10 protein-coding genes are annotated in these 15,763 nt (G+C 30.4%); 2 read left to right on the forward strand and 8 right to left on the reverse strand.

All coding sequences use genetic code 11. The features are described from left to right. Window positions 1–222: 222 nt before the first annotated feature. The 8 genes from C8P67_RS03720 to C8P67_RS03755 form a co-directional block, all read right to left on the reverse strand. Window positions 223–1,518 carry a 5-methylcytosine restriction system specificity protein McrC gene (locus C8P67_RS03720; RefSeq protein WP_115810535.1) on the reverse strand — a complete coding sequence of 432 codons (1,296 nt, stop codon included), beginning with the start codon at window positions 1,516–1,518 and terminating at the stop codon, window positions 223–225. Next, on the reverse strand, window positions 1,518–3,509 hold the full coding sequence (locus C8P67_RS03725) for an AAA family ATPase (RefSeq protein ID WP_115810537.1): 1,992 nt from the start codon (window positions 3,507–3,509) through the stop codon (window positions 1,518–1,520). Before C8P67_RS03725 ends, C8P67_RS03720 begins: the two co-directional genes overlap by 1 nt. Continuing rightward, complete coding sequence (locus C8P67_RS03730) at window positions 3,506–4,666, reverse strand: hypothetical protein (RefSeq protein ID WP_115810539.1); 1,161 nt, start codon at window positions 4,664–4,666, stop codon at window positions 3,506–3,508. The genes C8P67_RS03725 and C8P67_RS03730 overlap by 4 nt, the downstream gene beginning before the upstream one ends. Continuing rightward, window positions 4,666–6,441: a restriction system-associated AAA family ATPase gene (locus C8P67_RS03735; protein WP_115810541.1), complete on the reverse strand. Its 1,776-nt coding sequence runs from the start codon at window positions 6,439–6,441 to the stop codon at window positions 4,666–4,668. Before C8P67_RS03735 ends, C8P67_RS03730 begins: the two co-directional genes overlap by 1 nt. Next, the gene (locus tag C8P67_RS03740; protein ID WP_115810543.1) at window positions 6,441–8,372 is read right to left on the reverse strand and encodes a restriction endonuclease subunit S; all 1,932 of its coding nucleotides are present in this window, start codon (window positions 8,370–8,372) and stop codon (window positions 6,441–6,443) included. The genes C8P67_RS03735 and C8P67_RS03740 overlap by 1 nt, the downstream gene beginning before the upstream one ends. Beyond that, window positions 8,372–9,997 carry a class I SAM-dependent DNA methyltransferase gene (locus C8P67_RS03745; RefSeq protein WP_115810545.1) on the reverse strand — a complete coding sequence of 542 codons (1,626 nt, stop codon included), beginning with the start codon at window positions 9,995–9,997 and terminating at the stop codon, window positions 8,372–8,374. The genes C8P67_RS03740 and C8P67_RS03745 overlap by 1 nt, the downstream gene beginning before the upstream one ends. A 1-nt stretch (window position 9,998) precedes the next feature. Beyond that, a complete protein-coding gene (locus C8P67_RS03750; protein ID WP_115811043.1) occupies window positions 9,999–12,797 on the reverse strand; it encodes a type I restriction endonuclease subunit R in 2,799 nt (932 codons plus the stop codon). A 246-nt stretch (window positions 12,798–13,043) separates the two neighbouring features. Then, window positions 13,044–13,451 carry a helix-turn-helix domain-containing protein gene (locus C8P67_RS03755; protein ID WP_115810547.1) on the reverse strand — a complete coding sequence of 136 codons (408 nt, stop codon included), beginning with the start codon at window positions 13,449–13,451 and terminating at the stop codon, window positions 13,044–13,046. A 171-nt stretch (window positions 13,452–13,622) separates the two neighbouring features. Here C8P67_RS03755 and C8P67_RS03760 point away from each other — a divergent pair, with 171 nt between their 5' ends. Together C8P67_RS03760 and C8P67_RS03765 are read left to right on the forward strand one after the other, a co-directional pair. Next, window positions 13,623–15,239, forward strand: a complete 1,617-nt coding sequence (locus C8P67_RS03760) for a hypothetical protein (RefSeq protein ID WP_115810549.1) — start codon at window positions 13,623–13,625, stop codon at window positions 15,237–15,239. 44 nt (window positions 15,240–15,283) lie between these two features. Next, window positions 15,284–15,616 (forward strand): hypothetical protein, encoded by a 333-nt coding sequence (locus C8P67_RS03765; protein WP_115810551.1) that lies wholly within the window; start codon window positions 15,284–15,286, stop codon window positions 15,614–15,616. Window positions 15,617–15,763 lie beyond the last annotated feature (147 nt).

The raw sequence follows: 15,763 nt of genomic DNA on the forward strand, positions 1-15,763 counted from the left end.
TTCATTTATATATAGTAGTAAAAACAAATATATGAACTATTTAACGTTAATAATCGCTCATTTTTTTAAATTTTACACGCTTTTCTATTTTTTAAAATTTAATTGCTATCATATTTTATAGAGTCTAAATGAATTGACAACTAATAAGGAAAAACTTTCCAGTATATTTCAAAACTATAAAACTTAGTTAGTTAAATTTAAACCGGCAGATTATTAATCTATTCATTTTTTATTATTTTGTACAATTGGCAATTCTATACCTATTTTATAAAACTTCACATAATTATTCACGGGTACATATTCAAAATTATCTTTTACAAAATCTTTTCTTTCTGATTTTTGATCGGAAAAGATTATTAGGCAATCAATAACTTCATTATGTTTATCTTCCATTTCTAACTCTTTGTAAATGGATTTCATCCTAGCGTAACCGCTTACTTGGCGAATATCCTCTTTACTAATATTTCCATCTTTGTATTGAGGTTTGTATTTCGCATCTACCACCATTTGATACTTTTTATCCTTAGTATTAATTATAAAATCAATTTCTTGGCGGTTTGTTTTTAAATGGTATTCAACTTCATCTTTAAATGGAAATAGTTCTTTTAATTTGGCAAATACGTACAATTCAAATAATTTACTCATATCAATCCAAAAGGGAGGTGTTTGTACTTCAATTGGATGTACTGTTGATATGGTATAACCGTATCGCTTTAGTATAAACTTTGCCAATTTTAAGGCTTGTTGGTATTCTTTATATAATGGGTTTGGTTTTATTGTTTTTAGTTCTTCAATTTCTACTTTCTCATCTACTGAATGAAAGGCTGACTGGATATAATTGAATAAATCCTGTAATTGTTCGGGATTAATTCCCTTTATGTTTTGTATAGCTTTTTGAGAGAACAAAAGTGCTTTCTTTAAAACCTTATTTTCAATGGTGTTTATTCCAAATTCATCATACTTGCAATAACTGTAAAGCATTTTGTTTTTAGCATGATTATTTTTGATAGTAGCATTCACTAATATTTTTCCTTTAATCCTACCGTTTAAATTTTTAACCACTGGATAGTATGATTTTTTCAGTCCTTTTTGAACTATCCTTTTCAATAATTGCAGGTACTGTATCACTAGAAGTGGTGATAATAAATCCTGAGTTTGGTCAATTTTAATACAAGGTTTATCAAAATTAATTTCACATAAATACTCTAAATGATTGAAATTTTCAGGTTCTTGTAAAGCATCAAAAAGCATTCTAACATAATTGACTTCTGATTTATCTTTGTTTAATTTAGGTTGAATGTATATTGGTAATTCATTCTCAACAAACCAATCTACACCAACAAAATAAGAAGCTTCAATATTTAATCCTTTACTATTTTTTGTTATTTCATAGCAACAACCATCACTTTTTTTCTGCTTGAATAATTTTTTATGAGACTCAATAGTAGTAAAAGCCGATAAATCATATTCAATTGATTTCGGGTTTTTATAACCATATTGTTCCTTAATGATAATCATTATAAACTACTTATCAATGTTTCTATCTCTTTTGATTGCTTTAAGATGCCATCTTTGACATATTCTTTTAAAATTGGAACAATTTCATATTTCAATTTTAGCCTTATTTGTTTTATTTCGTCTAGCGGATTGCCTGCTTCGTCTTTTTCTTTTGTGATAAAATAGCTATGTCCAATCATAACATCTTCAGGTTTAAATTCTGGAGATAAATGCTTTGATGCCTTAAATTTTGGATTCTTCCAATCCACAGTATCATATTCTTCAATAAATAATTCACAAACATCTTTGAATTTATTTAAACCAGCAGGTCTTATAGGTTCAATATCAGGTAACACATCTACAAAGGCGAAACGCCTTCTTATTGCATAATCAATATGACCTACGCTTCTATCTGAAGTATTCATTGTACCAATGATATAAAGATTGTTTGGAAGTAGTAAAGTCCTATTAGGTTCTTGATCGTCTTCTGATGTATCATACAAACTTTCAACTGAAGCTTCTTTAAGATTGTTTTTTTCATGATTATACCTGTATTCTAATGCATATATCAATTCACCAAGTACCGAAGGCAAGTTGGCTCTGTTGATTTCATCAAGAATCAATACATACTTACTTTTGGAATTATCAAAAGCTTCTTTTGCAAATTCCATCAAAATTCTATCTTCAACTTTGTAGAATACCTTATTATCTGAATTTGTTTTAGCTGATATTCCTCTTACAAAATCCTCATAGCTATATGATGGATGAAATTGAATTATTTTGTATTCTCCTCTTGAAATAATTTGATTGGTCTTGATTTCAATCTCAATTTTTCCCTTTAAGTCAAAGTTTCCAAATAAGAATTGCATAAATTCAATATTTGTGACATCCGAACCTAAAGCTTTTTTTCTTTCATTAAATAATTCTTGTACTTTTAAATTTTTCTCAAAAGCATCCAATGAAGAATAATTTTCACCAAATAATTTTAAAATATTTTCAAGACAAGGTATGCTATTAACAGGAAAATATTTTTCAGGATAATAACTATGCAGAATTTTTAGTAAAAAGCTAGTTCCTAGGAAGGTGGTTGCTAATTTTATGTTTTTATCTTCAAGTAGGTCAGCTATTAGTTGTACTATTCTTTTAGTAGCTTCATCATCATTTTCAATATTTGAGGCCAAGCCATGTTTACTGTATTCATTTTTGATTTTGCTCCAATAAATAAGATAAGACCTTGCACTACCAGGGAAATAATAACCTAAAGAAATCAATCCTCTTTCAATCCACCAACAAAAACTGTCATTTGATCCTGTTCCTATACAATAGCTTTCTTTAGATATATCCTTGAGATTTGCAATAGGAAATTTAGATTTGAACTCATTTAAAAGTTCTCCATGTCGACTTCGTGCTTTTAAGACTTCTTCACTTTTAGTGTCAAAGTTTTTCAAAAAATTATCAATTAATTGAATTGAATTTGTAATTACGGAAGCTTTAGTCATTTCTTCCGCTATTAACTTGGCTAATCTTGTTTTACCCGTTCCAGGAGGACCTTGAAGAATGATTTGTTTTTTATATTCGAGTAAGTCTATTTTGTCTTGCATTTCCTTTTCTTTTTTAACTAATTGATACCATTTATTAATTCTCTTGAATGTAGAGTTTCCCTTTTCCACTTGGGCAAAAGTACCTTGAAAAGGCATGTTTTGATATAGTTCATTTAAGTCTGGAAAAGCTTTTACAGCAGTATTGTAATTACTTATAATTTGAACTGAATAATCAATTCCAAAAGAAGGTTGTTTAATTTGATTATTTGGAATTCTATCTAATATTTTTACTAATGCAACTGGTATAGACCCCTTGTGAACTAATATAATAGAGCCAGATTTTAGATCCAAAAAGCGTTCTCCAGCATATTCAATGTCAGATGTAATTTTATTTTGAGAAAGCACTTCGTCAGTTATAGTTTCACCTTCTGAACCTGCTTTCATTTGCATTCTGTAAAAAATTTGGCTCATTCTTCTTTCGATTTAAATAGTTCTTTGTTTTTGCATTCTTCTAAAAATTTCCTTTTAATTGTATTCTTAACTGACTTATAATTATGAGTTGTTGCTCGTATTACTTTATCATAATATTTTTCAGCATCTTTAATATCACTTATTGATCTAGCATTTTCAAAGTCATCATATATATCCTTGTACCATTCTTTGGCTTCATGTTTATTACAAATCAATTCATCATATCTGCCATAATAATCTATAGTACCATCCACTTTATATTTTGTTTCAATTTTAAATATTCTTTTCCAAGATTCAAGTTCTTCAGGGTTAGTATTACAACTTATAGTTAATTTATAGTCCGATGGTACTATTTTTTCATTTATTTTCGGCGAAACTAAATCAAAGTTAATTTCAATTTCAGGATGATTAGTTGAATACGGAAAAAATGCCAATTGTCTTCCTTTTATATGTTCAATCGGGTCATTAGTGCTTTTGTTACCAGAATTACACTTATAGCACATAGGAGATAAATTTTTGAAATTGATCGCACTAAAAGGATAAATAGCTTTAGGGAGATAATGATCATAAGCTTCCCGAGTAGAAACATAATTTCCATCAATTGGATATATGCCACAAAAAGGACAAATACCATCATCATTTAATTCTATAAAATCATTGTAATGAGATATTATCAATTTGTCATTTAATTTACCAAATATTTCTAAATTAAAAGGAGACTCATTTCCATACAGTTTAGAATAAAAACTCTTTAAAGCATTTGCTAAATCAGGATATTTATTCTTTATTTCGTCATAGCAAATTGGATTTTTTGTTTTATCGGCACACAGTAAAGAGATATTATTATTTGAAGAGTAAAAATCAATTAAATCTAGTTTGAATCTATCGTCTTTAATTTTTGCAAACTCACTGAAAATGTTTTCTATCGAACTATTAAAAAAATAAGCAGATTTTCCTTTCTGATTTTTAACCGCACTGGTAGGATCATAATCTACATTACCAAGATCTTCATAAATATCTTTTAATTCTTGATTTCCATTTAATTTTTCGATATCAAAATCATCTTCTGCTACCAACCAAACATCATAAAACAGGAAGTCAAGATATTCTTGGAGTTTTTCGATGTCGTGTTTTATATATTGATAAGTAAATATCATTATTTGCTTTCGATTTGATCAATAATTTCATTAATAAATAACATACTTTCTACAGATTCACCAATTTCTTTCCGGACTTTACAAAGAAATACTTGTTTATCTGTTGATTCATCGAATTCTTTTCTCAGTTTTTCAATTTTATCATTTGCATAAGTACCGATTGTATCTGGCTTATTAAATATTCTTAATGTGATTTTATTAACAGAGGTTCCCAATGTCTGAAACTCAGGAAAACTACATGTTACTTCTTTTGTTTCATCATCTTTTACAAACACATGGACATACTTTGATTCACTATCAGAAACCAAGTATGGCGAATGTGTAGTAATTAACATTTCTCTCATATTAGCTGACTCTTCTATCGCAAAACAATTACGAATACTAGAAATGAACTTGGCTTTCCAATTAGGATTAAAGTGTGTCTCTGGTTCATCTAGCAAGAACAAACAACTTTCATTTTTGAACAGCAAACTAAGTCCTAATGCATGTAAAAACTGATGTTCACCATCAGAAAGTTCTTTAGTGAATAAAGGTTTAGAAAGTCCCTTTTTCTTTATCCAAAGGTTTTTAAACCTAATGATTCGATCCTCTTCTAATGGGTTTGGATAGATATCATGGTTGATGAAAATATTTTTCGATTGATATACCCTTTTTTTATCCTCATCTGATACAACGTAAGCATTGAGTTCCAATAAGATTTGAAATAGTTGAAATAATTGCAACGGATCCTTTTTTCCATCTTTTGTAAAATAAAATCCAAAAGCATCTTTTGTAGCTTGTGTTACTTTATAATCAAGAATCAAATATTCTCTTTTGTCTTCACTAAATAATTCTTCATTGCTTTGAATCTCAAAAGAGGTGGCACACTTCTTTAAAATCTCAATACTGTCCCTAAGATTATGCGTTAGTAAAATTTGATTGTTTCTTCTACTATAAATTTCATCAGATATAAGTTTTCTATCGCGCAAAATATCATTATGTAAATCGAGATACTTATCCAGACAAATAATCAATCTGAATTCGTCTAAGTCTTCGAGTTCAACCTCTTCATTGAAAGGAATTAACATTTTTTTATCTTGCATTAAAAGATTACAGAGTAAAATAGCTTGACTATAATCCTTATCTAGATATACTAATCTACCTTCGGACTTGGGCGGAAATCCAAAAGGCTCTTCATGTGTAAGCTTATCTGCATATTCATCAAAATGCAGAAAACGAGTTTTGAAAAAAGGAAGACTCAATAATTCATTTTCGCCTGACGAATAACCCAATATATATTTTGGTAATAGTAACTGAATTTCCTTTTTACCAAGGAGTTCTATTTTATTAGAATACTCATTTCGGTTTAACCATTTAAAAACGGGTATTTGGCCAACTTTTTTTGTAATGCTAATCTTGGCCTTAATTTGGTTGATTGGAATTTCGGGCAGTTCATTAATTGCCTTATCCATCAGTTCAATTGGGATATCCATAAAATATTCCAATTCAAATGCATCTATAACACAAGACCGATTATCAAAACCTGTTGGATTTTCATCATCTTGAAGAAAACCATCAGGTAAATAATCATTAAACATGCAGTCCAAATGATAAAAGATATTTGCCAAAGCTTCTAAAACATTAGACTTACCACTTCCATTTCTACCAGCTAAAATATTGGGGTTGAAATTATGAGCTAACTGATAGTCAAAATCTCTAAGGAAATAGATTTCAAAACCATTTTGCAATGATCTGAAACCTTCAGGTGTATTTACTTTAAAACGAATTAGTTTCATTAAATCACTTTTAGCATTATTTTCTTAATAGTTTGAGGTTTTCCTAATTCTATGTCCAGAATTTCAACTTCTTCAAAAGTTTGGGTTAACAAAGCATCATCACCATCTATTGCCTTAAATATAAATTCTTTCATTTCTTCATATTTAAACCAATCTCCTCGGTCATAAACCACTTGATTATATTTCTTTTCCAAATCTTCGATTGTAAATAGTTTATTTGAAAAATATTTCTTGAAGAAAAATACAAGATCTGTTGTTTTATCTTCTATACTGCCATATTGCATAATTATGTCTTCTGGAATACCGTAATATTCGTCTAAAGACATTGAATTATAATCAAATTGATTACTAGAGAATAATTTTATATAGGGATATTCATCTAAAATTAATTTTGGCAAAAGAGCAATATATCTTTCGACAGATTTATGCTGATCAATTTGCCAAGGTGTGAATTCCTGGATTTCAGAATGAAATTGTTCGCCAATTTTATTTATTTCCATTAAATCATCACTAAAATCAACTTCATTGATGTCACCACCTTTTATCAGAGAATATATCTTTGACCTTAAAGATTTTGATTTCTCAATATATAAAAGACCGTTTTCATTTATGTAAGAATCATTTTCTTTTTTATTCTCTATAATCTCTATAATTTCAGCTTTGTTTTTTAATGTTCCTTCGTTGCCTCCCGTTATATCATCTTTCACCTCTTCAAGGTCATTTTTTTTTGAATCCTCCATATCTGAAATATTTAATTTGCTTAAATCTAGTTCACCTTTAAATGCTCTTTGGCTAATACTTTCGTATAAGTTTTCGAGTTCTTTAAGGCTTAATTTAAAGGCCTGTTTTATTACTTCAATTTTATCTACAATTTGAACAAATTTGTTTTGAAGAGGTAATTCAGGAATTACAATTGGAAATGATCTAATATCATTAAAATTTAATCCAGCTTTAACTGCCGATCTGTTTTTACGTTGAATAGCATTATTTCCAAATGGCATGTTATAAAAATAGGCGGCATATACTGGATTAATGTTTTTGTTTAATCGGATTAATGCTAAGTGTTGGTTAATATATGCCTCACCAATGTTTTCAGGTATAACAGATGTTCTTCCTAAGTCAGCTGTTATAGAAATTACCAAATCACCTGGTTGAACTCTCGTTCTCTCAGATTCTGCTGATTTGGGTGGATTTACATAAATCAAATTATCGGTTCGAATAATTCCATTTCCCACATTCTGAATTCTTAAAAATTTAGCTCCATTTTCGGTATAGTATTTAGCCCATCCACGAGAACCGCTGGTTAAATATGAAATGTTATTGCCCAATGTATCAATGTCCGTCTGCTTAATTTCATCATATCTCCCAAACATTGATGAGAATGTTGACTTCAAAAGTTCATCCAATAAATCAATACTTTGCTTCCGTTTTTGAATTAATGATTCACATTGTGAAAGAACTTTCGCAATGCGTTTTTGGTCTTCAATATCCTTTGGAAATTCAATTTTAATAGACCTAATATTTTCGTTGTTGAGAATTGGAAGAATTGCATTCTTGGCTTTACTTCGCAATAAATGCTTATTGGCTTTTAACCAATAATAAAAATATTCAAAGTATACTTCCTCATTCGTACGAATACCTGTTATTTGTTGATTTGTGCATGATTCAATAGTTGTAATACCTAATTTGCCTATATCTCCAATTGCACCAATAACTACGGTGTTTTTTGGAAGAATTGTCGCTTTGTTTTCGGCTAGAGCTTCTTCGGTAATTGTGCGATTTGATTTTCCTAAAAACTTCTCTTTGTCTAAATCACCTGGTGTATACCAATTTATATTACCATTATAATATCGTTCTTCTTTTGAGGGAGGAGTTTTGCCAGTCTTTATGAGGGATTCTATTTCCCCAATTGTTTTTTTTATAATTTCCATTAAAACAGACTTTTTAACTCTTCTAATCCTCTAATAATTTCTTTTTCAAGGCCATTCTCTCCAATCAATTTATCTAAAATAATAGCTGGCTTTTCATAAATAATCTCTTCAAAATTATCTTCTCTATACTTGGAGAAACTTAAATCAAAATTTTCCTCAATAATTTTTTTTATAGGAACAAAGAAAAATTTACCTTTCCTATCATACTCAATTTCTGTATTTCTTGATTTAAATTGATGAACTATATCTTGCAAGTCACCATATCCCTCCTTTTTAGTTCGTTTATCATCTAAAGTATAACCATCCGATTCCATATTGTAGAACCAAACATTTTCTGTTGTACCACCTTTTGTAAATATTAATAAAGCTGTACTTACACCAGCATAAGGTTTAAAAACCCCACTTGGTGCTGTAATTACTGCTTTTAATTCTGACTTTTCAATCATCAATTTTCTTGCTTCAACGAAAGCTCCGCCAGTACCAAATAGAACACCTTGAGGTATAACAATACCTGCAGTACCACCCATTTCAAGCATGTTGTAAATTCGTTCAATAAAAAGTAATTCTGTTTTTGTGGTTTTCAATGATAGCTCTTCATTGATGTCACCTTTGTCAATATTTCCCGTAAAAGGAGGATTAGCTAATACAATTTTATATTGAGCATTTTCGGTATAGCTTTTACTTAATGTGTCTTTGTAATCTATTTGCGGGCTGTCAATGCCATGCATCATTAAATTCATTAAACCCAATCTTACCATGGTTTGGTCAATGTCGTAACCATGCAAACTTTTTCCTAATATTTCCTTTACATCTTCGGTAAGTAATGCACTTCTGCTACTACGAATAAAACCATCTTCATCCGCTTCTTTTTTATTTTTTTCTTTATCGATTTGCGTAATCATGTATTGATATGCTCCTAATAAGAATCCACCTGTACCGCAAGCAGGGTCAGCAATACGATGTCCTAATTGTGGGTCAACTAATTCAACCAATAATTTGATGATATGTCTAGGTGTTCTAAATTGTCCGTTTTTACCAGCCGCCGCAATTTCACTTAGTAGCATTTCATATACATCACCTTGAATATCTTGAAAATCTTGCCCTTTTTCGTTGGCATCTTTTTCCATTTCTAAAAAAATGGCATCAATAGTATCAACAGCTTCTTTTAAAAGCGAAGGTTTTGGGATAATGAAAACAGCATTTGCCATGTGTTTAGTAAATGAAGCATCCTCATTATCTAATTCTTTAATAAAAGGGAAAACATATTGTTGTACATAGGAAAGCATGTTTTCTGTAGGTGCAATACGCTTAAATTGACTCCAACGTAAGCTATGCTTATCTACGCCTTTTGTTTTTTCAATTTCAGTAATTTCTTCTTTAGAAGCATTTGTTTTTGGTCTATCTTGTGGTAATACATAAATACCTTCAAATTTTGATTCATAAGGTATTCCATATTCGATATTTGCAATGTTGTCCAAATCATTATCATCAATTTTTTTCATGAACAGCAAATAAGTAATTTGCTCAATTGCTGTTAAAGGATTTGATATACCACCGCTCCAAAATTTTTGCCAAAGATCATCAATCTTTGAAGCGATTTGCGGATTACTATTTATTAAACTCATTTTATGCTGCGAATGTTTCTGTTAGTGTTAAAATGTCTTGTATCTCGGAAGGTGAAAAAATCCCCCGAATACCTTTCGGGTGTATTATTGTAAATGGAGCCTGTATCAAATCTCTTTTTTCAATTATACCTCTTTCAATAATATAATTTTTTAATAGGTTTAAGAATTCTATTTGTCTGGAAGTTAAATTTGTATGTTCAACAATAAATTGCTGAACTGCTTTACTTACCTGTTCATCAAAACTTTCTAATATTTCAATTCCTAAGATATGTTTGATAAATTGAATAAACTTTGCTCTCTGATGTTTATATACTTTTCGTAAAAGAGACTCTGTAATATGAGGATCTTCTTCATAAAGTTCTTCAGCCAGTTGTTGGGCTTCTTCTTCTGAAATTGTAATACCTGATTTTAGTCTCTGTAAAATTGGGTTGCGTTCTGTGAGTTCAGCAATTTTTTCTTCTACCATTTCACGATATTTTGTAATACTTACTGCTTCGTTTCGTGGGCCAAACTCAACCATTTCTTTTGTTTTCAAAACATCTTGCAAATTCAGCTTTGCAGGACCATCTGATTGAAAGCGTTGTTCTCTGAATTTAATTAGTGGTGAAATTATTTCAGATAGTTCGTCAAAACCATTATCAGTTATAATTGACCAGTAATGATTCGTTAAAATTTGTTTGAGAAATGAAGTATGCTTTGCGACTATATTTATCGACAAAGGTAACTCACTTACGATAGTAATGATGTTTTCTTTTAAAATTTCAAACTTTTCATTTTCTTCAGACAAATGAGTTAGTGAAACCTCTAATACATCTTTTTGAAATCGCATCGCTTTGAAATCAGTTTGAGATACTGTTCTAAATAATGGTTTTATTGTATGGCGTAAAAAATCAAATTTTTCATAAGTTAAATGAGACCAAAAATTATCTTCTTTTGCTTTTGCTAAATCAGTTCTTGAATCTTGAATTACTACTGATTTTGTTGGAAGTTCAGAAATTTGTGTACGTAGCTTTTCAATTTCTTTTTGAGCAATTTCGGTTTTGTTTTTTTCTAATGCCTTTTCAATCTTGTCTATTCGAATACCAGCAAAGCGGACAGGTAGCGGGATTTGAGCTTTTAACTCTTTTCCCTTAGGATTCAGTTTGAAGTATTCGAAATTGTCCCAGCAGTCCATAATTAAGAAAATATCTTTCTCAGGACACCAAGGTTTTATTTTGGTTCTTTCTAATAATCTAGTTCCTCGACCAATCATTTGCCAAAACTTAGTATAAGAAAAAACAGGTTTTACAAATACTAGATTTACTAATTCGCGAACATCAATTCCCGTATCCAACATATCCACACTAATTGCAATACGTGGCATGTCATTATGTGTAAACTGATGTAACAATCCACCTTTACCGTAAACTCTTGGATCATCTGATACCATTACTTTTGCCAATTCACCAGTGTATTCAGGATAAAGAGAATCGAAAATAGCTTCAATTCGTCTTGCGTGGGCTTTCGTAGCGCAAAAGAAAATTGTTTTACCTGGGAGAACACCGTTCGGGTCTTTAATGCATTCCTCCATAAACTCTTTAACAATGGTCACGTTAGTTCCCTTGTTAATTACCTTTTTTTCTAAGTCGGTCCCTTCAAAATTTATTTCTGCAACTTCTTTACCTTCTAAGATTAATTGTTTTTGGTCTTCAAGGCTTATGGTTCTTTTACTTATTCCTTCTTCTTGAAATTTCGTTTGAATTTTCATTACCTGAAAATCACAGAGGTATGAAGGAATATTGTTTACTGCTTCCTCATAGGAGTAAGCAAAAGTTGGTATTCCATCTTCACATTCAAAAAGTTTAAAAGTATTGTGGTCAATTACATCTGTTGGCGTAGCAGTCAAGCCTAGTGTAATTGTATTGAAGTAGTCTAAAACTTCTTGATAAGTGTTGTAAATAGAACGATGACTTTCATCTACCACAATCAAATCGAAAAAATAAGGAGATAAAGAATTGTCTTTGTCCCTAATAATGTTTAACATAGTTGGATAGGTCGAAGTATAAATCCGTCTATCTTTTGCAATTGATTTTTCGCCAATTTTTGGCCAAGCCGGTTCGTTTGGCAAATATTCCTTAAATGCTTCTAAGGCTTGGTTTCTTAATGCAATACGATCAACTAAAAACAGAACTCTTTCGACCCAGCCAGCTTTCATTAAGGCATCAACCATTGCAATTGTAGTTCTGGTTTTACCCGTACCAGTTGCCATTACTAAAAGGAATGTTCTTTTCCTCCTGTCTATTCCTTCCATCACAGAACGGATAGCTTGAACTTGATAATCTCTTCCTGCAATATTGGAATTGATTAATTCTGTTACTAATGGTTTTCGATTTTTTCTAATATATTTATATCGTTCTAAATCATCCCGAGTCGGAAAACCATGTACTTTCTTTGGAGGATAATTTCCTAAGTCCCAAAAGAAAATATCATGTCCATTTGTAAAAAAACAAAAAGGTAATTCACCACCTTTTTCATTTTGAATATTATAGCAATACTGTTTGGCTTGTTCTTTTCCGATATTTGCGTCTACAAGTGATTTTTTGGCTTCTATAACTGCAAGTGGTTGACCATCTTTACCTAATAAAACATAATCACTAAACTGATGCCCTTCATATTTAGTTCTAGGCTCATTAACTTCATGAGGTAAAGAAACTTGAATATTGAATTCCTCTATTACTTGTAAACGATCATTAACATTCCATCCAGCTTGTTTAAGGCGATGGTCAATGATTTCTTTGCGAGTATGTTTTTCGTTTTTCAAAAGGGTGTATTTATGCACAAAACATCCAAACATACTATAATAAATCGATATCTACAATTAGAAAATAAAAGAGATGTAAATAAATTATTTTTAAATTTGTTTGCCTCTTATTTTAATTTGTTGATATATAAAACATATTTTGAATTGACTTTTGGTTTATTAAGTCTTTTGTTTTTTCTTATAATAATATTTTAAAAAAAAAGAGACTCGAAAGTCTCTTTTGTGAATTAATATATCATGATAGGGCTATTTCCCTTTTAGTAATTTTTCCAAATATTCGACCTTATCTTTCTCGGCTTGAACTAAACGTTCGTAAAGTTTTTTGTTTTCCTCGTAAGCTTCTACTAATTTGTCTAAAGGATTAAATGTACAACCATAATTTACGGCGGAAGAATTATCTACATGATAAGTGTTTCCAATAATATTTAATACGGCTTCTTCAGAAAAACTTTTTATCGCTTCACTGGTAACACCTAATACTTCGGCAATTGCTTTTAGTTTTTCTTCATCTACTGTTTCACTTCCTTCAATGTTAGAAACAGACTGCTGACTCACGCCAATTGCAACAGCAAGTGCTTCTTGTTTCATACCTCTAAGCTCTCTAATTCGGCTGATATTTCTTCCAATATGTTTTGATTTTGTTGCTGTGTCCATAGTTCAAAGGTATTTAAAAAACTTTAGAAAATTCACTTTTAGTAAAATACAAGATCGCATTTGTAAGATACAATTCCCATTAGTTCGGTACGGTACAATCTATTGCTTACTTGCTGTGTATTAAACAAAAATACAACTTTTCGGATAAGTTTTAACTAAAACAGCAAAATTATGAAAACTTCAAAAAAACTTTCATATCCAAAACTCGAAAACGAGTTTTTAGAAAATATCTTGGGACAATTAGTTAATCAGTATACTATCGTTCAGATATTTTTCACCAAACAAGAACCTCCTTCCTTAAACTCACATCTTGTAATTAATATCTGTGAAAAGATAGATGCTGAACAGCTACAACAGAAAAAATGGATAACAAAAGTTAGAGATCGTTATCAGATCAATGTCTATTTCATTTATTCAGGTAGACTTCATCATCGATTTTCTTTTGGACATCCATTTATTGAATTTTACTGTCAGCCTTCGGCTCTTATCTACCAAAATGAAGACTCTGTAAATCCGCTCATTATTAAAAGAAGTTGGAAGAAGTATAGTAAAAAATTTAATGTCTTTGCAGAATGCTTTTATCACGACCACGATCTTTACAAATCACAAGTCAAAAATCTTATTTCAGAAGGTGCCTCAAAAAGTGTGTTTACATCGTATGAAAGATTAATTGTGCACGATCTTGAATATTTAGAAGAATTATATTCAGGAAGTACCTCCACTTCACTGGATTTAAATGAAAGTATCAATAATCTAATTCAATACATTCCCGAGATTCAAAAATGCTTTGTGAAAAATAGTCGAAGCAAATATTATCTTGCTGATCTGTTTGCAAAAGCAAAAGAAGCAACTACTGATGATGATGTAATACATAAAAATGAAATGTATGAAGCCCTTGGTATTGCTGAACAAAATCTCTACTGCATGATTGAAAAACGCTTTGGCGAATTAAAGAAATTAATAAAAAAAAGATGTTTTGAAAAGCAGGAAGTTTTATATCTGAATGATAATGTAGCAAAAGATGAAATTATTGATATTACTATAGAGACCATATTAAAATCGGTTGAAGCCGAACAAATATACTTATATCATCAAATCGCTAATCATGATAAAACGACTTATTATTTAATGCTTATAGCTGTAGGAGCGGGAAATGATAAATTAAAATTAATCAATCAATCTCTAAAAAGCAAAATGGAAGGAAAATATGATTTCGTTTTGATAAGCCATAATCGTAGCTGGATTCAAAATAGCCTGTATCAGCATCAAAGTTTCTTTTCCAAAATAATACAAAACAAATATCTGATATATTCATCCAGCGAATACCTTCCTGAATTTCATTGGGAGATTCCACACAATCCTTCTCACGCTGATCTACATTTTTATTATAAGCCAGCCAAAGATACAGCCATGCAATTTTTTAAAATAGTCGAAGGTATTAAAGAAAACTACCAAGGTCTTGATTCCCTTTTTACATTGTTTTTTATGTCTTTTTGTAGAACATATATTTTTTGCAAGACTTATTACCTGCCTAATTATTTATCTAATCAAACATTATGGCAGTTGTGTCTATATGCAGATTCCAACATGCGAAAATATAATTATTTAATAGAGCAGTTCTGGACAGATTTCTTTCCTTATTTAGATAGACACATGAACCTTCGTCATGATTTATCAAAGCTCAACAAAGAAAAGGTAGATCAGATGAATACTATAGTTGAGAAGCTAATGGATGAATTACATAATTTGGTTATTGAAGGCGGGTTATTGAATTCTGAACAAGATTGACCCATTGTTATTTGATATAATTAATCAATTTAAAAATAAAGATCATGGAAATAGATGAAATTGAAAGACTAGAAAAATTTAAAGAACTGACTGCTAACTATCTCAGTGCTTTGAAGCCTGTGAAGGATAAAAGCGGGATTCATACTGCAAAAATAAGAGTCTATGATTATTATGAACTCGCTTCTATTATTAGAAATCTGTTGAAATTATGTATTGTGGCTCTGGATCAGGAGGGAGCAGAAGTTCCTAGTACGGTAAAAAATCAGTCAATTGACGTTGGACTTATACTGGGTATTGCTCTGCAGTTATTTCCAATAGATGAATTTGAACTGTTAAATGAAATAAGCATATTATTTCCTCCAGATTCTAGAAAGTAAGATAAAAGTATAATAAATGACAAACAATCATATTTTCAATTAACATGATTCCATTTATAAATTTAATAAAACGCCGACTTCGGAGGTGTTTTCCAGCCCCTGCAAGGGCAAGTGGTTTTGAGATGCTGAATTCATTTCAAGCATCTC

Origin of the sequence: Flavobacterium aquicola, assembly GCF_003385115.1 — a bacterium.
Taxonomy (GTDB): domain Bacteria; phylum Bacteroidota; class Bacteroidia; order Flavobacteriales; family Flavobacteriaceae; genus Flavobacterium; species Flavobacterium aquicola.